Raw genomic sequence first — 24,343 nt, 5'->3', positions numbered from 1 at the left:
TAAATAATTAATATTGTACTAGGGCTCAATTGACGACAACAAAAACACATCTTTAGAAAATGATGACTGCCTAATGTATAAAAATAACAAAGACCATTTCCCATCAATATGAACACGCTTCTAAATAGCAATTTTCTAAACTTTTCAATACTTTTAGTATCAAATTACCACAGATACAATCTATATTCAAAGGTCAATCCAGTTATCACTATCAACCGTCTTCACGTCATTTTTATCGTCTCTAATCGCACTTTAAACCCTGCTAATTTTTTACTTTGCCAACTTTTATCTTAGACACAATAAACTTGCCCCAATACTTTATTAATGGTACCGTTAATGATAATTATTTACATTTACGCACTATAGTAAGGAACAAACGGTGTCAAATTCCGCTGGTATAGATCTGTTTATTCGCGATAACCAATTTTGGCTAGTGAGGTTTTTACAGAACAAGTTGAAACTACACTCACATCACGATGCACAAGATTTATCTCAGGACACCTTTATCAGGGCCCTGACTTCATCGACCGATTTGCTCGAGGTCAAAGAGCCTCGCGCCTATTTAGCGACAATTGCAAACCGCCTGATCATAGATAAAGCACGTCGAAAACGTATCGAGCAGGCTTATATCGAGGCGCAAAGTGAGCTGCCACAAGCGCAGGCCCCCTCTTGTGAAACCGTATTAGAGACGATGCAAAGACTGGAAGCGCTCTCTCGTTTACTTGAAGGATTAGCAGATAAGCCCAGACGTGCTTTTTTAATGGCCCGTTTAGATGGGATGAAGTACAAAGAAATCGCCACTGCACTTGATGTCTCTGAAAGCATGGTACAAAAATACATTGCTCAGACACTATTGCATTGCCACAGCCAACTGATGGATTAAGCCCAGAGATCATTATGTCGGCACACAACTCTAGCTACCAACATAAACTCAAACAAGCCGCAGATTGGTGTGCCTTATTACATTCGGACGCGCCAACTGACGAAGATATTCAAGCACATCATCAATGGCTAAACTTACACCCAGAGAATCAAAAAGCATATGATGAATTAACGGCTCTATGGGGTGAGTTTGAAGCGCCCACAAATGCGGGGTTAAATGGGCGCGTTTTAAATAACGTATTAGATAAAAAGCCACCAAAGCGTCATGGTGCAGCAAAAGCCTTTCTCAGTATCGCCTTATTTTCGGGATTTGGTTTGTTGTTAAACCACCTTGGTTTTAGCGGCATCACAGCGGATCACTATACCCTCAAAGGGCAAACTCAAACGATTACACTCCAAGATGGCAGCGTACTCACGCTCAATGCACAAACCCAAATTGACATTGAATTCGATGACGAGACCCGCTTGATTCGCCTACATCAAGGTGAAGTACATATCGACGCAACCACCAATCCATCCTGGCCGTTAGTCGTTCAAACACAGGACACCAGCGCAACCGCACTGGGTACAAGCTTCTCGGTCAAAGCACGCGGACAAGATACTTACGTCGTCGTCACAGAATCCAAAGTAAAACTGTGCTATTTGCCACAAAATAACTGTGTAACAGGCAAGCAAGGCGAAGCCATGGAAGTAGAAGATAGATACTTAACAGGCCCTTACCCAACCAACCCGAGCACCCGCTTAGCTTGGTTAAACCATCGATTGGTCGCTAATGATATTAGCCTCACTGTGTTATTGGAATCACTCGAGGCACATTATCCGGGCATCTTAATGTATCAAAGCACAGAACTCAGCCATATTCGTGTTTCTGGTGTCTACCCGACTGACAATATCGAACTCGCGATGAAAATGTTGGCATCCGATCCAACCATAAAACATCAATCAGTAGCCAATCATCTCCACTTTATCTCATTGAAATAATTAAAATAATCCAAAAACTAAAAAAAATTCTGAATTTTTTTAGTTTTTGGGTACTGTTTTTTTTGACTGCCCCGTCCTATATGTAGCTCTAAATAATAATGAGAACCATTTATGATAGGCGATCGTACTCCTCGCTCAATTTTAACTGCATTGCTGTGCTCTGGACTGGCTTTACCAAGCGTAGCCTTGGCACAACACGCACACCAACTTGATATTCCAAAAGGTAGTCTCGCTAACGCATTAAATACCTTAGCACTGCAAACGGGCGTCTTACTACAATTCGATCCCAACCAAGTTGGCAGCACACAGACGCTTGGATTAAAAGGCGAGTTTGAATTGCGAGAGGGTTTCGATCAGCTACTCACAGGTACTGGATTGTATGCCGAAAAAACAGCAAATGGCAGTTTCATCATCCGTTCAATCGCTGATGACCAAGCCGTAGTGCTTGATACACTTGATGTTTATGCCAGTAATAATGCACGCACGGAGATCTATCAATCGGCTTCTTCCGACACAAAGTTAGGACAAGCACAGCTTACCCGCGTCGCACCGAGAGATACATCCGATATTTTTTATAATGTGCCCGGTGTGGCCACCTCACAATCGCGCCAAGAGCCAGGCGTGGCGGTCAACGTCCGCGGTATACAAGACTTTGGCCGCGTGAATGTGATGATCGATGGTGCAAGACAAAACTTTCAACGTAGTGGTCACGGCGCAAATGGCACGGTTTATCTCGATCCACAGTTACTGTCCAGTGTCGATATCTCCAAAGGCCCTGTGGGTGATGCCGGTGGTGCAGGCGCCATTGGTGGCGTAGTCAACTTCAAAACACTTGAATTTGCAGATTTAGCAATCGAAGGAAAAGCGCATGGCAGCAAACTTTCTTTGGCAACAGGCAGTAATGCCTACCACCTGCAAGGGCTATTCGCATCGGGTATTCGCGTGGGAAAGAATTTAGAACTGGTTGCAGCCATTGGCCGAAAAAGCGTCGGACGATTTGAACCAGGTCAAAGTGGCGGCAATGCAGGTAAAAGTGAATACTTCGATGCGTTAAGCGCGTTTACCGAACAAGATCAATGGTCTTCTCTACTCAAAGCCAGTTATAAAATTGATGACCAGCAAACAATCAAATTGAGCTATATCGGCTTTTACGCCGACTTTGAAGAAGGCTCAACCACGGATCAAACCAACCCCGACAGCGAGCCAGGTGCAACCAGTAAGCTGAAAAATGACACCATTAAATTAGATTATACTTGGAATCCGAATTCCGATTACCTCGATGTCAGTGCCAGTATTTATTATAACCGCACCAATATGCGACAGCACCGTTTTGAGTCAGGAAAAGAAACCAACCCATACGGTGAGTTTGCGTTGGAGTTTGAGACCAATACCCTTGGCATGGCGCTAGAAAACTATGCATTTTTCAGTCTCGAACATCCATGGTTACCAGAGGCTGACTCTTTATTAATTCTTAATAGCGGTGCCGAATACTTTAGAGATTGGACACAACCTCAAGCGATTCAGCAAACACCCGGTTCCGGCGATCCAACTTGGTTCACAGGTGCAACACCGGGTGGCGATCGTGCCGTTGCCAGCGTATTTACTCAGGCAGAATGGCAATATGGGGAGCATGTATCCATTGAAACAGGCGTGCGTTACGAGCACTTCTCAATCGAAGGTGAAGGGGAAATCAACTCAGGATCAATCCTCAACCCGCCAGGTGTCACGCCGTCTAAAACGCTGATTTTTACTCATTTTGATGTGGCACGCCATGATGAATACATATCACCTAATGTACGCGTAGCCTATCGCTTTACCGATGAAATACAGGCGTATGTAAGCTCGGCCAAAGGGGTGAGACACCCAGCCATTACTGAAACTCTGCTTTTTGGTATGCATGCGGGTAATAGCTTCCCATTTTATCCAAACCCCGGTTTAAAAGCTGAAAAGTCGCTCAATAACGAGGTCGGCATCAACTTCGAGTTTATGCAATTAGCCAATGAGCATGACCTCATGATTAAAGCGGGCTGGTTTAGCAATACGGTTGATAACTTTATTGTTCAAGGTACTGTCATGAGTCCAACGTCCGTCAGTGATAGAAGCAATATTCGCAGCTATGTCAATTTACTCGATGCGGTTCGCTTTGAAGGGCTTGAGCTCCAAGCCGACTATGAGTCAAAACATATTTTTGCCGAGCTGAACTACACCAAAATGAACTTTAACCCAGGCCAAGGCGACTATGACCCGTTTCCACTGGGCAGCCAAGTTGGGTTCCCGAAAACAAACCTAGGTCAAACAAAATCTGGAGGCTTACTTTATATCGAGCCTGCAAAGCATAGCGCTGCCTTAACGATTGGCGTCAAGCTACTCGAAGACAAATTGAAATTTGGTACGCGCGTACGTGTAGAAGATAACGATGGTCGAGGTGGCTCAGCATATAAAGATGTTGTTGACTGGGAAATCTACGATCTATGGCTAGATTACCAGTACTCACCACAGCTCCAACTGCGTCTGTCTGTCGACAACCTTAAAGACCTCAATTATGCCGAGGCCAATGGTACTTCATATTGGATAGCACCAGGGCGCAGTGTGATTGGACGGATCAACATCAAATTCTAATTTAAGATAAGGGTAAAAATCATGCAAAAAGCTTTTAGGCTCGCGCTTATCAGTAGCGCTGTAATGAGCGCAAACGTGGCAACTGCCGCTGAAATAAACCTGCAACAATTACATGTATTTGGCAACCCACAGACCATTATGTTCGGCGGAGACAAAGGCATGCTGCCTACCAAACCACCGGTGTTGCACCCTAAAAGTGGCAAGTTGATCGGTAGCATGATGTCTGGCGCAGGCAGCACGATGACAACGCTTGCGCAATCCGGGATTTATTACTTTACTCCGCAATTGAGCGAAGGAAAGTTAACTGATTTTAATACACAAATTAATACCGTAAACAACGATATAGGTGCGTTCACGACCAATGTCGTAGTCAACAGTCAAGGCGCGGCATTTGGTGGCGCAAAATCCAGTTTATTCACTTGGACCGAAGAAGGCGGCATGCTAGATGCGCTATCAGGTCTAGATCTGAGCCATATCAATGGTGGTAGCTTTGAGGTCAGCGGCCTTATCACCGTCGATGCGCAAGACAATATTTATTTCGCAGCCTCACAGCGCAATGATGAATTTTTTGCGTTATTACGCCTAAGCTCAGAAGGTGAATTGGCGACATTGGTCGACTTCGGCCGCGATGAATATAAACAAGCCTCAGGCGATTCATTTATTTATACTAAGGGGCAATCTCCTGCGGCCTTGATCTTCAGTGCAAGCGACAATGCCATTTACGGCCTTGCACACAAAAATGCAAATTCAGCAGGCGCAGGCAGCCATGACGGACTGGACAATGATGATTTTGCCAGTGGCACCGTATTTAAACTCGATCTGGCCTCTGTTACGACAGATGGCAGCTCAGAAGTCACTGTACTTCATTCATTCTCTAATAAGCTTCATGGGTTAATTGATGACCACTCTTTGGCAACCAATGCCGTCGTTGAACATGAAGACTGGTTATATGGTACGTCTGCAAAAACTGTATGGCGTCTCCATAAAAGTAAAACAAACAGTTTTAGCCTGATCCACACCTTCGGCAATGAAGAAAATGGCATTACGGCTGCGCAAGATGGTCATTTACCTGCGGGCCCACTGGTGTTAGCTGCAGATGGAAACATTTACGGTACGACGCGATCCAATGGCGGCGATGAAACGGGAGCAGGTACTTTGTACCGTATCAACTTAAGCGCAGATACGGCAGATCTAAATAAAGCGAAAGACAGCTTTGAAATTGTAAAACAGTTTGATGGTCAAGCCTCTATCAGACCTGTCGGCCTTGCTCCAGGCGCACTCGTTGAGGCGCAGCAAACCCTCTATGGTGCCACCAATGGCAACAACACCACAGACTCAGGTGGCGTCTTTGAATTTACCGTCAAACAACATGCTTTGAGTTTTACCACTGAAACAACTGAACTGACGGTTGGAGAGCGCCTAGAGTTAAGCTGGCAATCAATTAATATCAGTGACTGTACCGCCAGTGGTGATTGGGAAGGGGTAAAAGAGAGCAGTGGACAAGCGTCTATAGAACCTGACTCTGAGGGCGAAAAGTTCTATGTGTTGACCTGCCAGGATACTGATCAAAAGATGTATACCCAAACACTTGAAGTGTTCGTCAACCCAAAACCTGAGCCAGAGCCAGAGCCAGAGCCAGAACCAGAACCAGAACCAGAACCAGAACCAGAGCCTGAACCAGAGCCAGAACCTGAGCCTGAGCCTGAGCCTGAGCCTGAGCCTGAGCCTGAGCCTGAGCCTGAGCCTGAGCCAGAGCCAGAGCCTGAACCTGAGCCAGAACCAGATACCAGCACAACACCTGAACCGACGCCAGAGCCTGAAGCAGATAAAGGCAGCAGTGGTTCATTTGGCGGCTTGATGCTTGCACTAGGTGCATTGGTGATAGGTCGCCGTTTACGCAGAAAAGCGCAATAAACCAAATTCGAATTGCAAGGGCATGCCCTTGCCAATAACAACGGAAGTATCAGCATGGCGCGCAGCAGGTACTTCTCACAACGACCTTTAGGTCAACAATATTAAATAATTAACGATTAAGGATTTACCATGTCTATACAAGTAACTTACAGTGCAAACTACACGTTCAGTAACCTAAACGACTTCTTCTCAGATGCATCTCGTTTCTTCAAAAACACCGATTACAATGAAAACATCGGTAGCTTTGCAGGTGCAGAGAACCCAAATCCAACTGTAGATCTTGGCTTCTGGGGACTATTTGGCACTTTCTCTGGTACTCAATATGTTCAAGAAGGTCAAGTAGGTACTGAAAGCCTAGGCTTTATCATCCAAGCAGCTGACGGTTCATACGTAGACTACACATTCTTCGCAGGTCCTTCACACACTATGTACGGTGAAATTGCTTCAATTTCATTCGGTCGTGGCCTAACGCAAAATGCAAATGGTGAATACAGCTTCGCAGAAGATCTCGTGAGCTTCGATGGTCTAGACACAATCGGTCTAAATGCTGGCTTTGATGCAAATGGTGGTGTCATTGGTCGCCATGAAGGCACGAACACAACTCATAACATTGTTGATGGCTTAAAAGACTCTGAGTTCACTTACTTCACAGATCTACTCACACAACAGGGCATCGATCTCACTCAAAACGACACTGTTGGTACAGTTGGTGTAGCAGGCTTGGCTGATTTTGACCTAGTCGCTTAACCCATAAAGCACTGCAGCTTCGCTGCAGTGCTATCTGCAATCTATTGAGTCTACTATGAAAAAACTTTGTATCTGCTTATTATCCCTATCATTCTCTAGCCTTGCCACCACGGCTGTCGATGGCGTCAGCGTGAATTACCTCACTTCGCTTCACTACACCGGCCCAGAGGGTTGGCCAAGTGCAGGTAAACCATACGCTCCCCCTGTTTACAATGCGACGCGGGATCAATTAATCGGTCTTTCGACCGTGGGACGTTATGACAGTGACATTGTGGCGCCCAGTATGTGGGGATTAGCACCAGTACAAGGACATTATTTTGCATTAGCAAAAGACATCAAGGGATTCGTGGGTTTTGTGCAGCACCCAACGCTAGATAGGCTGTATAGCATTGATGACTTGGGTAATATATTTTACGTGCACTCAGATGGCAGCAATAAAACCATCGTCTTCGATAATGCTGATAGCACGCTCAATCAATACCCAAATGTCCACCCTATTTTTGATGACCAAGCACGCCTACTGTTTATCGATACAGACCACAAAACATACTCAAGACTGATGCGTCTTGAAAGCGATAATACTCTCACAGAGTTACACCAATTCACGCAAAATCCTCACGGTGATTTTACCGCCGCAGGAGGTATGCTCCTCAGTGGTAATACCCTTTATGGCTACTTGGGTTACCCCAGAGGTTATCCATTTTTCAATACCAAATCGAGTGATGATAATTTTGCTGTGGGTGCGATTTATGCGGCCGAGCTCAGTGACGACTCAAGTGTTGATATCAATTTAATTCACGACTTTACGCTCAACCAAGGCGAAGTACCTTGGGATACGAGTGGCCATGCAGAGAACCGAATCGCAACTTATTTAGCGGAAGATCAAGCTGGTTACTTATATGGCTCAACCTCAGTTGGCACCTGTAAAACACAGGGTATAAGTACATTTACCGGACAACCCATCGTCTATGCCAATGGCTTATGCGGGGGCAAGTATATGCATTACTCAAACATGCAAGACGCCGCTCAGCTCATCCATACCGAATTCCCTCATTACGATGGCAGTAACCCACATGGTTCACTATTTAGACTAAAAAAAGACGGTTCAGAGTTCACCCTACTGCATACATTTAATGGCCAAGATGGCAGCCAACCCAGAGGGCCAATGGTGATCACAGATACAGGCTTCCTGTATGGCACCACCATGAGTGGGGGCGCGCATAAAAGTGAGCTAATCAAAGTACGTAAAGGCGATACATACCCATCCCAAGCGCAAAATATGTCAGGAGATGGGACCTTATACCGTATTCAATTAAACAAGATTAAGATTGAAAATGGCAATATGGTACAAAGTGGCTTTGAACATGTGCACTCTTTTAAAGGCGGCATCGGCGAAGACGTCGATGGCAAAGTGCCCACAGGTCTAAACTTAGCAGAAAATGGGCGTATGTATGGTACCACCTTACACGGTGGCCGCAGCTTTATTGATGAAGCGGGTTGGGAATGGGAAAACGATATTTTTGGCACTGTATTCGAAGTCGACCTCAGTGGCATGAAACCAACCGGCTCGGTGACACTGAGCATTACCCCAGGCACCATCAAACTGGGTGAAGAAGCAGAAGTCACTTGGGCAGGTAATAACATAGAAGACTGTGTTGCGACTGGTGGGGTAGCCAGTGGCGATTGGATACCTAACGAAGCCATTGCGACCCAAGGCAGCATTAAAATATCGCCAGAAACTGGCGTGTACACTTTTTCTATCAACTGCAACGATGCCGATGTTGGCGCTCGATTGGGCTCACTGGCCACTTTATATGTCAATGCAGAGCCAAAAGTAACACAAAGTGAAACGCTCAACTATGGCAATGGCGGTACGTTGCACTGGGGCATACTGGCATTATTAAGCGCCTTGGGCATGACAAGATCGCGTCGTAAAGAGGCCAAATAATGAAGCCTTTTACAGCCCCAAATGAAGCCTTGAAACAGGCATTAAGCAAACAAAAGCGTAGCTTAATACACGTCGCCGGATTTAGCGCTGTGATTAACTTATTGATGTTGATCCCCGCAATCTATATGCTTCAAGTTTATGATCGTGTTTTAAGCTCTTCAAACTTAGACACTTTATTAATGATATCCCTCATCGTCGCTGGATTTTTCATGCTGATGGGTGCATTAGAGTGGATACGTAGCCGCGTATTGATCGGTATTAGTGAAAGCTTTAACAATGATTTGCATGCCCGTGTATTTGATGCTGTTTATCAACATCAACTCAAAGCTGGAAACGCCAACCCAAGCCAGCTAATTAACGACTTAAATCAAGTCCGTCAGTTTATGACGGGCACCGCAGTCTTTGCCTTTTTTGATGCCCCTTGGGCCCCCCTCTTTCTGCTATTACTGTTCTTCTTCCACCCGATACTGGGCACCATCGCGTTAGTCGGGACCGTTATTCTGTTTATCTTGGCACTGCTTAATGAGGTCTGGGCTAAAAAGCCACTACAAGCTTCTTCAAGCGCCACCGCCAATGCCACACGCTTAGCAAGCGGGATCATCAATAATGCTGAGGTGGCGCATGCTATGGGCATGCAACACAGCTTACAATCTCGCTGGCAAGCACAACATCAAGCCAGTATCAGTCACCAAAGTGAGGCGAGTAATTTAAGCTCGGTATTAACCGCCATCAGTAAAATTCTACGCCTCGCGTTACAGTCTGTCATTTTAGGTGCGGGTGCTTGGTTAGCTGTTGATGGCCAGATCACCGCAGGCATGATGATCGCAGGTTCAATTATGGCCGGACGTATGCTATCACCTGTTGAACAACTTGTTGGCGCATTTAAACAATGGCAAAGCGTCAAGTTATCTCGTCAACGACTTGATGCGTTATTGCACCAATACCCCGCTCAAGAAGTCGGGCTTGATTTACCGGCACCAAACGGAAAGCTCACCGTCGAAAATGCGACTTTGATCCCACCCATGTCACATACCCCGGTGCTCAACAATATCAATTTTGAATTAAATGCCGGTGAGGTATTAGCAATTATCGGCCCTTCTGGTGCAGGAAAATCATCAATTGCACGCCTTATCACAGGTATTTGGGCACCACGCGCAGGCACGGTGCGTCTAGACGGTGCTGACATTTTTCAATGGAATAAGCAGAGCCTAGGCCCACACTTGGGGTACTTACCGCAAGATGTGGGCTTATTTGCAGGCACTATCCGTGAAAACATCGCACGATTTGGCAGCATGGATGATGAAGCCATCATCAAAGCCGCCCGTTTGGCTGGCGTACATGACATGATATTAAAATTACCTAAAGGGTATAACACGGTACTTGGCGAAAGCGGCATGGGGCTATCTGGTGGTGAAAAGCAGCGCATTGGCTTAGCCAGAGCCCTATATGGCAACCCTAAGTTAGTGATTTTAGATGAAGCAAATTCAAATTTAGATGATGCCGGAGAAGCGGCGCTCGCTATCACCATTAAAACGCTAAAGCAGTCAGGTTGCAGCGTAATTTTCATTACACACAGAGCCAGCATTTTAGGCCTAAGTGACAAAATATTGCTATTGAATAAAGGCAATATGCAGGCCTTTGGGCCCAGAGAAAATGTCCTTGGTGCCATGCAACAAGCTAGGCAAAGTCACAGAGGAGTTGCAGCATGAGCACACAACATGACATTGCCGGAGGCAAACACATTCGCCTTGGCTGGACGGTGGTAGCGCTCAGCCTCGGTATCTTTCTTATTTGGGGCACGTTTGCGCCTCTCGACAAAGGCGTTGTTGTGGAAGGTCAGGTCGCTGTATCCGGGCATAAAAAACAAATACAAGCACCACAACACGGCGTGATCTCAGCGCTGCTGGTGCAAGATGGTCAATGGGTCAATCAAGGCGAGCCTTTGCTGGTGCTAGATAGCAAAGTGGCAAAAAGCCAACTTGCCGCTGCAACCACACAGTATTACATGGCACTGGCTGAAAAAGAGCGCCTCGATGCTGAACTGCATGATGCAAACGCACTGGTTTACTCAGACGCACTCACCACGGTCCATTTACCACAAGCCACCCAAGCAATGGCACTAAATCAACAGTTATTTGAGCAACGCCGCGCCGCATTGCAAACACAGTTACAACTGATGCAAGACAGTAAATACACCACGCAATCACGTATTGAGGGTCTTGAACACGTTGTAGCAAGCCACAAGCAACGCGCTGATGTCTATGATAATTGGGTCAATGATACCCAGGCACTGGTTAAAAAAGGGTTCCAATCGCAAGAGCAACTGTACCAACTCAAAGCGCAAGCTGCGGAGATCCGTGCAGACTTAGCTAATGCGCACTCTGAACTCTTATCTCAACAAGCAAGATTATTAGAGCTCGATACGCAACACCAGCAAACACTCAAAGGCTACCGTCAAGAAGTCAGTCAGCAAAGAGCGAAAAACCAATCTAGCATCAGTGACTATAAGCAGAGAATGACGGCAGCACAATTTAGCTTGGACAACAGTGAAATTCGAGCGCCTGTCGCAGGACAAGTCATCGGCTTAGATGCCTTTGGTGATGTGGTATCGCAATCACAGCTTTTAATGGAAATTATGCCTAAAGGGCAAAGGTTGATTGTCAATGCACGGATCCCCAGCAACCTCATCGACAGTGTTGCCTTAGGGCAAGATGTGGACCTGTTGTTCAGTGCATTTAACACCAGCACCACACCTAAGGTCAAAGGGCAAGTTGAGCGCTTAGCGCAAGATACCATCAATGATGAGCGCACTGGACAGCCTTATTACCAAGTTGCTATTCGGGTAAACCCAGATGCGTTGACAGAACAACTCGTGTTGCAACCCGGCATGCCTGTGCAAGCATTCGTCAAAAATGGCGAGCGATCCATGCTGAGCTATTTGCTCAAACCACTCACGGACAGAATTCCCAATGCGATGGCAGATATTTAATGAAAAAAACATTACGGCTTTTTCAATCTCATTCGTTCTTTAAGTATCGGGGTTCGTTTTTAGAGAAATCAGGGGTGAATAACCAATGAAACACGCTTTCGCTTTTTTAGCACTGTCACTCGCTTTTAATGCATCAGCCAGTGGAGCAGGCTCTCTGACTGCCTATGCGATGTTTATGCAAGCAGACTGGGTCGTAAAAAGTGTGATGTTGATGTTGGTTGCTGCATCTATTGCATGCTGGGCCGTGTTCATCACTAAGCAAAAACAGATTAAAGCAGCACGCGACAGGCTCGCGCATCTGTTAGCACAAAGTCGTCAGCAAGATGACCTCTCTCAATTAAACAAGTCACATGCTTTGGAAGCGCAACTAGTCGAAGAAGTAATAATCGAAATGGCCTGGGGCGCAGAAAATAATGCCACAGCTGAAGGGGTTAAGGAGCGATCTCTGCAGCGCATGAAAACCCGTGTCGACGAGTTCACGGATGGCCTAACTCAAGGCACAGGTTCTTTGGCTTCCATTGGTTCAACCGCGCCATTTATCGGCTTGTTCGGCACCGTTTGGGGCATTATGAATAGCTTTATCGGCATAGCCGCAACCAATAGCACCAACTTGGCCGTGGTCGCCCCAGGCATCGCAGAAGCACTATTGGCCACAGCACTGGGCCTAGTGGCCGCCATCCCTGCGGTACTCATGTATAACCATTTTACTCGCCACATTGCCCTCTATCGCAAGCAACTCGGGGCACTTTCAAGCCAGCTTTTGGTCTTAGCAGGTCGTCAACTGGAGCTGCGTTAACATGGCAATGATGAACGACGATGAACAGGACGAATTTGCGCTCAATAATGAGATCAATATGACACCTTTTATCGATGTGATGTTAGTTTTACTGATCATCTTCATGGTTGCGGCGCCCTTATCTACGGTGTCAGTGCCGCTCGAACTGCCAGGTGCCAAAGCACAAGCGCATACCTTAGATCAAAATCAATTGATTTTGTCTCTAGATAAAGATTTACAGCTTTTTTTAGGCGACCAAGCCGTATCCCACTCTGAATTGGCAGCTGCCCTGAATGCTGCAAGCCAACATAACCCAGATAAAATCGTCTTTATTCGTGCGGATGAACAAGTCGATTATGGCAATTTAATGGCCACGTTAAACACACTCAGAGATATTGGCTACCTTAATGTCTCTTTGGTCGGTGAAGAGGATTTAAATTAGGTGCTCACTCGGCGTGATTGGCTGTTCGGATTTATTTGGGCGCTCGGACTACACCTTGCTATTTTGGGCATTGTGATGTGGAGCTGGCAACCACACACGCCAGCTCAACCCAAAGTATCCACAGCCCCTTTTGTCGTTAAGTTAGCACCTTTGGCCAAAGCCGCCAGTCAGTCTCAAGAGTTGCACAGCTCGCAAGCGCAATCAGCCAGCATACCTGCACCGCTGGAACCCCAAAATACCACGGCGAATAATATTGGATTGGCACATGATGGGCAGCTCGACATAGCTAAAAAACCAGAGCCAAAAGCGGTAGATCCGGCACCAAAACCAGAAACACATAAACAACGTGAGCCTAAAAAAACGGCCGAGTTAGCGCCTCAAAAGCCCCAGCCGATTCAGCAACCTGACATGCCAAAACACGTGACTGATCAACCTGAACAGCAAGAGAGTATCGCCAGTGCCGCAAAAGAAATACAAGCAGATACCAGCGCACAACAAAATCAAGCCCAGCAACAAGGTCAGGATACGCAACTGACCGTGGTTGCGACACAACATTGGCAAGCACAGCTGATTGCGCACCTTGCTAAGAAAAAACGCTACCCTGCAATGGCGCGTAAAAGACGTCAAGAAGCCACGGTCATGGTGAGCTTTATCATTGATGACACAGGGCAAGCGCTGGATATCGAGGTGGTGCACGCTTCTCGCTATCCACTTCTCAATAAAGAAGCTAAACGTGTGATCAAGCGCGCACAACCACTGCCCTTACCGCCTGAAGACATGTTAAACAGCAAAGTAATGGTACCTGTGCGATTTTATTTATTGTAAGCAACAAGTGCAGCGCTCTCGCTGTTATCCGTAAAGAACCGCCTTATATCAGCCTAAGGTATAATCAATCAGCGCCTATATTAACAGCCATATAAAACGACTAAATCCCGGGTATAACTTGGCTGTCTTTGCCCGTATATTTTATAAATGGGCAATTAAACTCATCACCAAAAATCAAGTATATTTCATACAACTGCGCGACTGTCATCACCGTCCTGCCCGTTTCAAAATTGCTGATCGTTGCTTGATCTACACTCAGTTTGGCGCCAAGCTGAGTTTGCGTCAGATTATTTCTTTTTCTGAGCCTGCGTAAATTATATTGCACCTCAGACATTAGGCTATTCACTTTAACTTTTCGTCTTATGACATTGTTTTTCATCGTTTCCTTCGAAAACATCACCAACAAATTGCTCTAACAACTGTTCTGTTATTTACTTATGAAAATACATTGTTAATAATATAAAATGCTTAATGTGGAAAAACCTTCGAATTTTATGAAAAGGACTATTTATGAGAAATTTTCTGCCTTCAGCATGTTTGTCAAAACTCAAAGCTTGATATAGATGATCAAGATAGAGCAGCGTAACTGAGTATGTAACGCCTAACATGATGCTATTAGACAAAAACCTTTGATATTTTTCTAAAAGGAAATCAAATGTGATAAGCGGTGACGACCTCAAAGCCATGCGCAAAAAAGCAGGCTTCACGCAAAAGCAAATGGCCGATCAAAAAGACATTAAAGATAAGGAATAATTATGAAACCACTTCATTCAGAATCACTCAATAAAGTTGTTGGCGCTTCTGTCTATAGACCAAACCAACCTCACGCAGTGAAAAAGGTGATACTTCCAAATAATCATGTTTCGTCTTCGACTCAATGCAGAGTATCACTGCCAACAAAGTGAAAAAGAAACAGACTCTGAAATTAGCACACCTGATATTTGCGACGGTAATTGCCCTTACGGATTTCTATATTCAAATTGGCAACCCAGATAAAGTCATATACCTTTATATTGCAACCTTAGCATTTTTCTTTGCCTATGGCATATATAAAAGCAAACCGAACATCTGACACAGTAAAAGATGACCGCTTACAAAAGTGCCTCTTAAAAGCGAATAGAGATGTATTAGATAAATGCAAAGCAGGGGAAAACACGGTAGGTTAAAATAGTGGTTAACAAGAGAGGCTTCCTCATCCGTTTATTGTAAACAAGATACCTATTCAGATACATTGTTCATCGAACGAGGAGCGCTCTTGCTTGATCTCATTGAAGCGGCGGCATAGGTGAGTATTACCAACACCACCCTATCAATTACTTAGGCTGCTGACCTGAGCTGCAAGATGAGCTTGCGCCGATACCGCTTGATGCACCCATTTCTTCTAGTGCTGTTGCTTCAGTAGTCTCTAAAACATCAAAGTTTGTTTTGTTAGTCATGGTTATTTCCTTAATATTTATAATTATTTATGTTTTTCACTGCCACTTATCTCATATGATCACAGACAGGCAGCGATTGAATACATTCAGTATTGAGATTACTTAGGCTGCTGACCTGAGCTGCAAGATGAGCTTGCGCCGATACCGCTTGATGCACCCATTTCTTCTAGTGCTGTTGCTTCAGTTGTTTCTAAAACGTCAAAGTTTGCTTTGTTAGTCATGGTTATTTCCTTAATATTTATAATTATTTATGTTTTTCACTGCCACTTATCTCATATGATCACAGACAGGCAGCGATTAAATACATTCAGTATTGAGATTACTTAGGCTGCTGACCTGAGCTGCAAGATGAGCTTGCGCCGATACCGCTTGATGCACCCATTTCTTCTAGTGCTGTTGCTTCAGTTGTTTCTAAAACGTCAAAGTTTGCTTTGTTAGTCATGGTTATTTCCTTAATATTTATAATTATTTATGTTTTTCACTGCCATTTATCTCGTTTGATCACAGACAGGCAGCGATTGAATACATTCAGTATTGAGATTACTTAGGCTGCTGACCTGAGCTACAAGATGAGCTTGCGCCGATACCGCTTGATGCGCCCATTTCTTCTAGTGCTGTTGCTTCAGTTGTTTCTAAAACGTCAAAGTTTGCTTGCTTAGTCATGGTTATTTCCTTAATTTTAATTGTTATGTATTGCAAGTGCCTGTTTAAGCACCCAAGCCATTAGTTAGGCTTGCTGATTTCAGGCTGGTTACCTGAGCTGCACGATGAGCTTGCGCCAATACCGCTTGATGCACCCATTTCTTCTAGTGCTGTTGCTTCAGTTGTTTCTAACACATCAAAGTTTGCTTGCTTAGTCATGGTTATTTCCTTAAGTTTTTAATTGTTATGTATCTCAGGTGCCTGTCTAAGCACCCAAGCCATTAGTTAGGGCGAATTTCAGGCTGGTTACCTGAGCTGCACGATGAGCTTGCGCCGATACCGCTTGATGCACCCATTTCTTCTAGTGCTGTTGCTTCAGTTGTTTCTAACACATCAAAGTTTGCTTGCTTAGTCATAGTAATTTCCTTTAATTTTTAATTGTTATGTATTGCAGGTGCCTGTTTAAGCACCCAAGCAATTAGTTAGGCTGCTTGATTTCAGGCTGGTTACCTGAGCTGCACGATGAGCTTGCGCCGATACCGCTTGATGCACCCATTTCTTCTAGTGCTGTTGCTTCAGTTGTTTCTAACACATCAAAGTTTGCTTGCTTAGTCATAGTAATTTCCTTTAATTTTTAATTTTTAATTGTTATGTATTGCAGGTGCCTGTTTAAGCACCCAAGCCATTAGTTAGGCTTGCTGATCTCAGGCTGGTTACCTGAGCTGCACGATGAGCTTGCACCGATACCGCTTGATGCACCCATTTCTTCAAGGGCTGTTGCTTCAGTTGTTTCTAAAACATCAAAGTTTGCTTGCTTAGTCATGGTTATTTCCTTAAGTTTTTAATTGTTATGTATCGCAGGTGCCTGTCTAAGCACCCAAGCCATTAGTTAGGGCGAATTTCAGGCTGGTTACCTGAGCTGCACGATGAGCTTGCGCCAATACCGCTTGATGCACCCATTTCTTCTAGTGCTGTTGCTTCAGTTGTTTCTAAAACATCAAAGTTTGCTTGCTTAGTCATGGTTATTTCCTTTAATTTTTAATTTTTAAGAATTGCAGGTGCCTGTTTAAGCACCCAGGCCATTAGTTAGGGCGAATTTCAGGCTGCTTATCACAGCTACAAGATGAGCTTGCGCCAACACCACTTGATGCACCCATTTCTTCAAGGGCTGTTGCTTCAGTAGTTTCTAAAACGTCAAAGTGAATTTTTTTAGTCATGGTTAATTCCTCAATTGTTATGCTGTTTGTTCGCTGCTGAGAATTAGTTAGGGCGAATTTCAGGCTGCTTATCACAGCTACAAGATGAGCTTGCGCCAACACCACTTGATGCACCCATTTCTTCAAGGGCTGTTGCTTCAGTAGTTTCTAAAACGTCAAAGTGAATTTTTTTAGTCATGGTTAATTCCTCAATTGTTATGCTGTTTGTTCGCTGCTGCGAATTAGTTAGGGCGGATTTCAGGCTGCTTATTACAGCTACAAGATGAGCTTGCGCCAACACCTGTTGATGCACCCATTTCTTCAAGGGCTGTTGCTTCAGTTGTTTCTAAAACGTCAAAGTGAATTTTTTTAGTCATGGTTAATGCCTCAATTGTTATACTGCGTTATGCTGTTCGTTCGCGGCTGCGAATTAGTTAGGACGGATTTCAGGTTGCTGACCTGAACTACAAGATGAACTTGCACCAACTGTGCTTGATGCGCCCATTTCTTCTATTGCAGTTGCTTCAGTTGTTTCTAAAACGTCAAAGTTAATTTTGTTAGTCATGATTAATTCCTTAATAGTTATAATTTTTTATATTGCTCATTCACAGCCACCTAATGCACATGTCCCCAGGCAGGCAGCGATGCAATACACTCATTGTTAAGATTACTTAGGCTGCTGACCTGAACTACAAGATGAACTTGCACCAACAGTGCTTGAAGCGCCCATTTCTTCTATTGCAGTTGCTTCAGTAGTTTCTAAAACGTCAAAGTTAATTTTTTTAGTCATGATTAATTCCTCAATTGTTATAATGCGTTATGCTGTTCATTCGCTGCTGCGAATTAGTTAGGCTTGCTGATTTCAGGTTGCTGACCTGAACTACAAGATGAACTTGCACCAACAGTGCTTGATGCACCCATTTCTTCTAGTGCAGTTGCTTCTGTTGTTTCTAAAACATCAAAGTTAATTACTTCTTTCATAAAATAACCTCTATAATTTCCATTATTAAAAATTAAAAAATTCTACTTATATTCCATCTAGAGCATTTGAATCTGATGGCAGCTCTAAATTATCAAAATCAATTATTCTTACTTTTCTTTCGTTCATAAAAACCACCTATTTTGAAGCACAACTACAGCTTGAACTCGCAAATGCACCACTGGAAGCACCCATTTCTTGACAAGCAGTCGCTTCGGTGGTTTCCATTACCTCAAATAAACCTTTAAAATCATTCATATTAATAACCAAATTCACCAATCTTAATGCTTTCTCTGAATTGAGAGATCAAGCTTCTGTTGTTATCATCAAAGTTAAATAATGCGTAGTTTAAAAACTGTCGGTCCATCGCACTACAGCCAATAAAAGGTAAGTTTTTATAAACAATATTCATCAACCACCTATATCCAGAAAAAATATGCGGGAAGCGATACACACTGCCATCATCATTATAAAAAAGAGACTGATGAAAACCTGACAACTCTTCCTTTGGTTTTAACATCTCTAATGGATGAGGTGATCTTTCATGTATATACCCCTGCTCAGCCATTTCTGTAAAATATAAATACAATTCATTCAGAGATTTTGAAAAGTCTGTACTTCGCGAACTTTTACCAACCAAAAACTCATTTATAACTTCAATATATTCACTGTATTTTTCTGAAAACTTACTCTCAATATAACTTTTATCTTCTTCATTTAATCCGTGAAGCCAAAACTTATAGTTTGCTTTAAAAGAAAGAAATCCATTATATTCATCCACTTCAGGTAACGGGCTTGGATGAGGGCTAAATGTACACGCAGTCATTAACATCACTTTAAGCGCAATGTCTAATGGCTGTTCGTCATTCGCCCTCATTTTGATGATGTAACTAGATAGCTGACACTCAGCATTAAACACACTTTCCATTTGCGCTTCGTTCTCAAACTTTTTATATATATTAGAAAGTGTTATTTCATCGACTGACAAACTGTTGTTATCAAAAACAACTTTATGATCTAACTCTTTATTTTCTATCTTTTTAAGCTGCTTTTGCTTCTCAACATAGGCATCTTTATCATAGTTTTCACTAGGGAACTCTTTGATAAAGCTTTCAATCATACTTTGGACTGTATTCACTAAATCCTGGCTAAAAAAATGGCTTTTTTTATTTATCAAAAGATTAAAGTGAGGACCATATTCCCATCCTTTATTTAAGCTCCAACTTGTCATATCATTAGATACAAACGTTTTTAAAACCTCATTAAAAAGACGAGAGTAAACGACATTTTCATTTGAGTTATAATTAATTCTTATTCTTAGAAAACTCATATCCATCCTCAATAATATTTTTAGAAAACCTTCGGATAACCCCCTCCTTTAGAGGAGAAACACCTATGCGATTAAAGCTCATATGTAAAAGAGAATTTAATATCTCTTCAATATAGTTGACATTCAACTCCATTAACCTTTGAATTAATGAACCTAAGAACCCATCCAATCCATTTATTAATGGAAGGTCATAACCACCTTCTACTGCTGAAAAATAATCAGACTTATTTTCAGAATACTTCCTATCAACCTGGTTGATAGCATAATTCCAACCGCTGTCCTTTGGTGCAATACCTTCTATATCAACTAAGCTCATTCCGTTTAGCCCGTGGTTATTAGCAACCTCAATGTATTTAATTGTATATAGAAGCATAATAAGCTCATTATCATACCCTTCATTAATAGCACTAAATAAATTCTCACTATCTAAACAAAAGAAATCTTCACAAGCATATATAGCTTTATTACCACCATATCTATTTAACTCTCGCTCATATGGCGTTTCAATTACATCGCCATAGTTGTAAAATGGTAAATCCTTTGAATCACTGTAGTATTTATAATTTTCATAATATTCATCTTTATTTATATAAGTTGACTTATGATTTTTAACAAACTTCTCAACAGCTGAAAAAACTTTAAACTTATTATCCTCACCTTTGAATCTAAGTCTTAAATGAGGACCACCAAGCCAATACCTAATAAAAAAAGAATCTTTATAAAAATCTTCGCCTAATGAATTATAAACATACTTAACCAGCGGACTTACCAGATCAAAATCCCGAGTATAAATATGTAAAGAACACCAGTTATTATCCATTTCAAAACTCTATATCCTAATCTTGATATATATAATACAAACTGCGTGCCAACTTTTTAACGCTTAAAAATCAACAACTTACAAAAAGCAAATCCAATAAAGAAGAAATAAAGCCATCAAAATCAATAACATTTATTAATAACCAATAAATCAAACGCAATCATTGAATAAAATCACAGATTAATTAGAAGTTAATAGAGGGGAGCTCCGACACGGTGCCTCATTTACGTTATAAAGCGTCATATTGTTGATAAATGACAAAACGATTGGCACGTTTTCGTGTCTTTGGCAGGGTTTAACGTTTCACTCTGTCATATGACAAAACACAGTACCCTTTGACAGCACATTTATGAAACAGGGTATAGCGACTCAAATTCATACCACAGGCTGACTCGATTCAAAGCAGTGAAGTACAAATAAGAATGGTCAATGTAGCTAGAAATGAGCGAACCATTCCTCTGGCCCAAATCTGCAAAGATTTGCTAAGTAATTAATAAAAAGTGAGTCTAAAGAAGTGAAGTCAGCTAACGAAGTGAGGGCGAACTAAAGGTTCCGAGCGCTTGGGCCTTTATTAAATTTATGAATTCTGTCTGAGAACATTTAAACATCTTTGCAGCTCATCTCGCACCATTGCATTGGTACTGATGACCGCATGACGCAATAAAAAAGCGGTGGTCACTTTTGTCACACACCGCCTAGGTTGAACTATTCACTACGTAACGCCGCGTTGGGCCGCTCTAGGGCCGTTCTAAGTGTGATGGCTGTCACGGTAAGATAAGTAATTAAACCAATTAACAGCAACGCGATAATATAAATAATAGGCGTTTGCTGAACCCGCAGATTAAAATAACTTAACCAGTCAAGTACAATAAAATAACTGATTGGAATTGCAATGGCAGCCCCTACAGCCACGAGTACAAGGTACTCTTTGCTCAGTAAATTTAATATCGACAAACTGTTTGAGCCCAGGACTTTGCGGATCGCAATCTCTTTTTTACGCCGCTCAGCACTAAAAATTGCTAAGCCTAAAATGCCCATACAGGTTAGGAAAATGGCCAATAGCGTAAATGTTAAAATGACCGTGCTCTGTTGGCGTTCTGCGCGATAAATATTGTCAAAATTTTGCTCTACCGTCTCGATAATCGGATGGTGTACATCCAAACGCTGCGCAATGACCTGAGATATATTATGTCTCATCTCGATATCAAGCGTGTTGTCTACGTCCAATACAACATGGCCCACTGGCTGTATGCCAAATCCACAGGCGATAAAAAATGCATTTGTCTCCACTTTTGCAGAACCAATTTTAACGTCTTTAATTACGCCAACGATTTTAGCTTCATCTTTTTTACCAAAGCCAAAATCGGCATAAATAATTTGGCCAATGGCATTACGAGGGTTATTAAAACCCGCAAGTCGCGCGAGCTGTTCACTGACTATAATGGCATAGCGACCGCTACCATCATTTTGTCGTTGATAAAAATCCGCGTGATCTTGCGAAAAATCTCTACCGGCCAGCAATTCTAGGCCCAGTGTATCCACCACATTATACGTTGCAGCAAAATTACTGATGCTCTGCAGCGTCTCACCATTGCTGAGATCTAGACTGGCCACACTAGATAACACACCGGTCATTTCTGTCGTGGTTGCAGCCGCATTATTTACCCCAGGGATAGCCGCTAACGCATTAAACAAATTATCGTTATATACATACAATAAATGTTCAGCCGCGAGATCCTTGATCACAATACGTTGCTCTTTTTCATAACCCAGTGGCGTAGACTGCAAAAAGTTTAACTGTGCGTGTAAGGTATACGCAAAGATAATCAATGCAATAGACAAACCAGACTGGCACACCAGCAGTGATTTTCTGATCAGTACAGACGTTTTACCCCGATTAATATCGCCACTGAGCAGTGCTTTACTATTTTGGTGCGCTATAAATAGCGCTGGATATAAGCTCGATAACAAGCCTAGCACCACAACGATCACCAATAATATGACTCCGAATTCAGAAAACAGATCGAACTGCAATGTGCGCCCAACCAGTTGATTAAACCACCCTAAGCTCAATTGACTTAGTAGTACCGCAGCCAAGGTAGACAGTAAAACCATAAAATAAGATTCAATAATGACTTGGAAGACGACATCACTTTTGGTCGCTCCCAGCGCCTTTCTCACGCCAATCTCTTTCGCTCTTTGACCTGATTGCGCGATCGTCATATTGATAAAGTTAGCTGCGGCAACCAAAATTAATATGGCACTCAAAACAATGGTAATTTGTACCGTTTCAAACGAGCCACTCTCTTTCATTTCAAATGCTGTATTGGAATGCAAATGGATATCAGCAATGTTATGTAAACTCACTTCATACACAGGGCTTTGTGCATTTGCAGCCAGTATTCTGGCGTTGAGTAATTCAGCGATCTGCTGGTTGATATCCGCAGGGGCTGCATGATCATCTAAACGAAGATAGGTATACACACGATGGTTTTGAAAGTTCTTCTCATATAACAATTCATTATCGTGTCGTGTTAAGCCCGTAAACGAAAAATGCGTATTATTTGGTAAATCAGCAAATACAGCCCCAACCTGCAAAGTGCGCTGGGCCATTTTGATATTTAATCCCAACACATCCGTTGAACCAAACAACCGGATCGCTTCAGACTCGGACAGTGCAACTTTATTCGGTTGACTCAGTACCGCGTTTAAACTTCCCTTCAATGTGGGCACATCGACAAAACTGGTAAAGTGCTCGTCCGCAGAGAGCCAGGCACCAATGAGATGGGCTTGTCCCTCAATGACGATTTCGCTTTGCTTAGAAAATAAATACAGCGGGTAGACACTACTTACTTTTTCTACCCCATTCATTTCTCGTATTAAAGGCGCCATGGCTGCACTCAGCACTGGCGCACGTAAATCCATATTTTCATTATAGATTTCTGTTCTATAACTGTGTTCGTAGTGCGGCAAAAAGCGATCATATTGAGATTCATAATGTGCATACAGTGTCACCAGAAATGCAGCACATAAGCCAATGCTGAGGCCCGCAAGACTTAAAATAAAGTGCAGTTTATTTCGTTGCCAATATCGCAATGCCGTCAATATATAATTAACTAGCATATTGCATCTCCTGTACTTTTTGCGCAGCTTGATCCGACACAATTTGGCCATCATGCAAGCGAATTATCCGCGAGCCATACTCTGCGTCTTCTTCGGAGTGTGTAACCATGACAATGGTCGCCCCTTCCTGATTAAGCTGTTGCAACATAGACATGACTTCAAGTGAGTTTTTAGAATCTAAGTTACCCGTTGGTTCATCTGCCAAAATCAATTTGGGGTTGATCACCAAAGCACGCGCCACTGCTACACGCTGCTGCTGACCACCGGACAATTGCTGAGGAAAATGAGCAGCACGGTGCGCGATATCTACTTTTTCTAAAATCTGTGTCACACGCTGCTGTCGCACGTCTTTATTCACCCCTTGATACTTAAGCGGTAATTCAACATTTTCATAGACGGTTAGCTCATCTATCAAGTTAAAACTCTGAAATACAAAACCTAAATGCTGTTTTCTCAGTGCTGCCAATTGGCTTTCACTGAACTTTTCGATAGATTCATCAATGAACTGATACTGCCCATTTGAAGGGGAATCAAGCATCCCTAAAATAGACAATAATGTGGACTTTCCGCAGCCAGAAGGGCCCATAATCGACACAAACTCTCCAGATTCAATCTCTAAGTTGATGCCATTAAGTGCTTTTGTGATCACGCTATCCGTACGAAATTCTTTACCTAATTGTTGTATATTGATCATC

Annotated in this window: 32 protein-coding genes; 11 read left to right on the top strand and 21 right to left on the bottom strand. The window is 43.1% G+C overall.

The features are described from left to right. Positions 1–379: 379 nt before the first annotated feature. The 11 genes from JF50_RS20355 (at position 380) to JF50_RS20300 (ending at position 14,122) form a co-directional block, all read left to right on the top strand. Positions 380–883, top strand: coding sequence for a sigma-70 family RNA polymerase sigma factor (locus JF50_RS20355; RefSeq protein ID WP_052262586.1), 504 nt, complete (start codon positions 380–382; stop codon positions 881–883). A 14-nt stretch (positions 884–897) separates the two neighbouring features. Then, complete coding sequence (locus JF50_RS26400) at positions 898–1,863, top strand: FecR family protein (RefSeq protein WP_052262584.1); 966 nt, start codon at positions 898–900, stop codon at positions 1,861–1,863. 111 nt (positions 1,864–1,974) lie between these two features. Then, positions 1,975–4,482: a TonB-dependent receptor gene (locus JF50_RS20345; protein ID WP_052262582.1), complete on the top strand. Its 2,508-nt coding sequence runs from the start codon at positions 1,975–1,977 to the stop codon at positions 4,480–4,482. Between the two features lie 21 nt (positions 4,483–4,503). Next, positions 4,504–6,396: a choice-of-anchor tandem repeat GloVer-containing protein gene (locus JF50_RS27055; RefSeq protein WP_152614618.1), complete on the top strand. Its 1,893-nt coding sequence runs from the start codon at positions 4,504–4,506 to the stop codon at positions 6,394–6,396. A gap of 129 nt (positions 6,397–6,525) precedes the next feature. Next, positions 6,526–7,143 (top strand): heme acquisition protein HasA, encoded by a 618-nt coding sequence (locus JF50_RS20330; protein ID WP_052262581.1) that lies wholly within the window; start codon positions 6,526–6,528, stop codon positions 7,141–7,143. Positions 7,144–7,198: 55 nt separating this feature from the next. Continuing rightward, positions 7,199–9,091, top strand: coding sequence for a choice-of-anchor tandem repeat GloVer-containing protein (locus tag JF50_RS20325; protein WP_039611210.1), 1,893 nt, complete (start codon positions 7,199–7,201; stop codon positions 9,089–9,091). Next, the gene (locus JF50_RS20320; RefSeq protein ID WP_039611209.1) at positions 9,091–10,800 is read left to right on the top strand and encodes a type I secretion system permease/ATPase; all 1,710 of its coding nucleotides are present in this window, start codon (positions 9,091–9,093) and stop codon (positions 10,798–10,800) included. The genes JF50_RS20325 and JF50_RS20320 overlap by 1 nt, the downstream gene beginning before the upstream one ends. Next, positions 10,797–12,080, top strand: a complete 1,284-nt coding sequence (locus tag JF50_RS20315) for an HlyD family type I secretion periplasmic adaptor subunit (protein WP_039611208.1) — start codon at positions 10,797–10,799, stop codon at positions 12,078–12,080. The genes JF50_RS20320 and JF50_RS20315 overlap by 4 nt, the downstream gene beginning before the upstream one ends. Positions 12,081–12,165: 85 nt before the next feature. Beyond that, positions 12,166–12,876: a tonB-system energizer ExbB gene (gene exbB, locus JF50_RS20310; RefSeq protein ID WP_080760311.1), complete on the top strand. Its 711-nt coding sequence runs from the start codon at positions 12,166–12,168 to the stop codon at positions 12,874–12,876. 1 nt (position 12,877) lies between these two features. Beyond that, entirely contained in the window at positions 12,878–13,297 is a 420-nt protein-coding gene (locus JF50_RS20305) for a biopolymer transporter ExbD (RefSeq protein WP_039611207.1), read from the top strand. Next, positions 13,298–14,122, top strand: coding sequence for an energy transducer TonB (locus JF50_RS20300; protein ID WP_039611206.1), 825 nt, complete (start codon positions 13,298–13,300; stop codon positions 14,120–14,122). A 100-nt stretch (positions 14,123–14,222) separates the two neighbouring features. Here the strand turns inward: JF50_RS20300 and JF50_RS20295 are convergent, their stop codons facing one another. The 21 genes from JF50_RS20295 to JF50_RS20270 all read right to left on the bottom strand — a co-directional run bounded on the left by JF50_RS20295 (position 14,223) and on the right by JF50_RS20270 (position 24,342). Then, the gene (locus JF50_RS20295; RefSeq protein ID WP_039611205.1) at positions 14,223–14,501 is read right to left on the bottom strand and encodes a helix-turn-helix transcriptional regulator; all 279 of its coding nucleotides are present in this window, start codon (positions 14,499–14,501) and stop codon (positions 14,223–14,225) included. 934 nt (positions 14,502–15,435) lie between these two features. Further along, positions 15,436–15,558, bottom strand: coding sequence for a thiazolylpeptide-type bacteriocin (locus JF50_RS27050; RefSeq protein ID WP_152614617.1), 123 nt, complete (start codon positions 15,556–15,558; stop codon positions 15,436–15,438). Between the two features lie 98 nt (positions 15,559–15,656). Next, positions 15,657–15,779 carry a thiazolylpeptide-type bacteriocin gene (locus JF50_RS27045; RefSeq protein ID WP_152614616.1) on the bottom strand — a complete coding sequence of 41 codons (123 nt, stop codon included), beginning with the start codon at positions 15,777–15,779 and terminating at the stop codon, positions 15,657–15,659. A gap of 98 nt (positions 15,780–15,877) precedes the next feature. After that, entirely contained in the window at positions 15,878–16,000 is a 123-nt protein-coding gene (locus JF50_RS27040) for a thiazolylpeptide-type bacteriocin (RefSeq protein WP_152614616.1), read from the bottom strand. Positions 16,001–16,098: 98 nt separating this feature from the next. Further along, the gene (locus tag JF50_RS27035; RefSeq protein WP_152614615.1) at positions 16,099–16,221 is read right to left on the bottom strand and encodes a thiazolylpeptide-type bacteriocin; all 123 of its coding nucleotides are present in this window, start codon (positions 16,219–16,221) and stop codon (positions 16,099–16,101) included. Positions 16,222–16,281: 60 nt separating this feature from the next. After that, the gene (locus tag JF50_RS27030; RefSeq protein WP_152614613.1) at positions 16,282–16,419 is read right to left on the bottom strand and encodes a thiazolylpeptide-type bacteriocin; all 138 of its coding nucleotides are present in this window, start codon (positions 16,417–16,419) and stop codon (positions 16,282–16,284) included. Between the two features lie 62 nt (positions 16,420–16,481). After that, positions 16,482–16,616: a thiazolylpeptide-type bacteriocin gene (locus JF50_RS27025; protein WP_152614612.1), complete on the bottom strand. Its 135-nt coding sequence runs from the start codon at positions 16,614–16,616 to the stop codon at positions 16,482–16,484. A 62-nt stretch (positions 16,617–16,678) separates the two neighbouring features. Then, positions 16,679–16,816 (bottom strand): thiazolylpeptide-type bacteriocin, encoded by a 138-nt coding sequence (locus tag JF50_RS27020; RefSeq protein WP_152614614.1) that lies wholly within the window; start codon positions 16,814–16,816, stop codon positions 16,679–16,681. A gap of 69 nt (positions 16,817–16,885) precedes the next feature. Then, positions 16,886–17,023 (bottom strand): thiazolylpeptide-type bacteriocin, encoded by a 138-nt coding sequence (locus tag JF50_RS27015; protein ID WP_152614613.1) that lies wholly within the window; start codon positions 17,021–17,023, stop codon positions 16,886–16,888. Positions 17,024–17,085: 62 nt separating this feature from the next. Then, positions 17,086–17,220 carry a thiazolylpeptide-type bacteriocin gene (locus tag JF50_RS27010; RefSeq protein WP_152614612.1) on the bottom strand — a complete coding sequence of 45 codons (135 nt, stop codon included), beginning with the start codon at positions 17,218–17,220 and terminating at the stop codon, positions 17,086–17,088. Positions 17,221–17,282: 62 nt separating this feature from the next. After that, positions 17,283–17,417, bottom strand: coding sequence for a thiazolylpeptide-type bacteriocin (locus JF50_RS27005; RefSeq protein WP_152614611.1), 135 nt, complete (start codon positions 17,415–17,417; stop codon positions 17,283–17,285). 43 nt (positions 17,418–17,460) lie between these two features. Next, on the bottom strand, positions 17,461–17,595 hold the full coding sequence (locus JF50_RS27000) for a thiazolylpeptide-type bacteriocin (RefSeq protein ID WP_152614611.1): 135 nt from the start codon (positions 17,593–17,595) through the stop codon (positions 17,461–17,463). Positions 17,596–17,638: 43 nt separating this feature from the next. Next, positions 17,639–17,773: a thiazolylpeptide-type bacteriocin gene (locus JF50_RS26995; RefSeq protein WP_152614610.1), complete on the bottom strand. Its 135-nt coding sequence runs from the start codon at positions 17,771–17,773 to the stop codon at positions 17,639–17,641. A 53-nt stretch (positions 17,774–17,826) separates the two neighbouring features. Continuing rightward, complete coding sequence (locus JF50_RS27725; RefSeq protein ID WP_235423486.1) at positions 17,827–17,961, bottom strand: thiopeptide-type bacteriocin; 135 nt, start codon at positions 17,959–17,961, stop codon at positions 17,827–17,829. Positions 17,962–18,063: 102 nt separating this feature from the next. Further along, positions 18,064–18,186 (bottom strand): thiopeptide-type bacteriocin, encoded by a 123-nt coding sequence (locus JF50_RS27720; RefSeq protein WP_235423485.1) that lies wholly within the window; start codon positions 18,184–18,186, stop codon positions 18,064–18,066. Between the two features lie 53 nt (positions 18,187–18,239). Then, entirely contained in the window at positions 18,240–18,377 is a 138-nt protein-coding gene (locus tag JF50_RS27265; RefSeq protein ID WP_160290502.1) for a thiopeptide-type bacteriocin, read from the bottom strand. Between the two features lie 136 nt (positions 18,378–18,513). Then, on the bottom strand, positions 18,514–18,633 hold the full coding sequence (locus JF50_RS27715; protein WP_235423484.1) for a thiopeptide-type bacteriocin: 120 nt from the start codon (positions 18,631–18,633) through the stop codon (positions 18,514–18,516). 1 nt (position 18,634) lies between these two features. Then, complete coding sequence (locus tag JF50_RS20285) at positions 18,635–19,705, bottom strand: hypothetical protein (RefSeq protein WP_039611203.1); 1,071 nt, start codon at positions 19,703–19,705, stop codon at positions 18,635–18,637. Beyond that, positions 19,680–20,525, bottom strand: a complete 846-nt coding sequence (locus tag JF50_RS20280) for a thiopeptide-type bacteriocin biosynthesis protein (RefSeq protein ID WP_039611202.1) — start codon at positions 20,523–20,525, stop codon at positions 19,680–19,682. The genes JF50_RS20285 and JF50_RS20280 overlap by 26 nt, the downstream gene beginning before the upstream one ends. A gap of 705 nt (positions 20,526–21,230) precedes the next feature. After that, a complete protein-coding gene (locus JF50_RS20275; RefSeq protein ID WP_039611201.1) occupies positions 21,231–23,648 on the bottom strand; it encodes an ABC transporter permease in 2,418 nt (805 codons plus the stop codon). Continuing rightward, on the bottom strand, positions 23,638–24,342 hold the full coding sequence (locus JF50_RS20270; protein ID WP_039611200.1) for an ABC transporter ATP-binding protein: 705 nt from the start codon (positions 24,340–24,342) through the stop codon (positions 23,638–23,640). The genes JF50_RS20275 and JF50_RS20270 overlap by 11 nt, the downstream gene beginning before the upstream one ends. Position 24,343: the final 1 nt, after the last annotated feature.

It is taken from the genome of Pseudoalteromonas luteoviolacea, from assembly GCF_000814765.1.
Classification (GTDB): Bacteria; Pseudomonadota; Gammaproteobacteria; order Enterobacterales; family Alteromonadaceae; genus Pseudoalteromonas; species Pseudoalteromonas luteoviolacea_H.
This window is presented reverse-complemented; position numbering and strand designations above follow the sequence as displayed.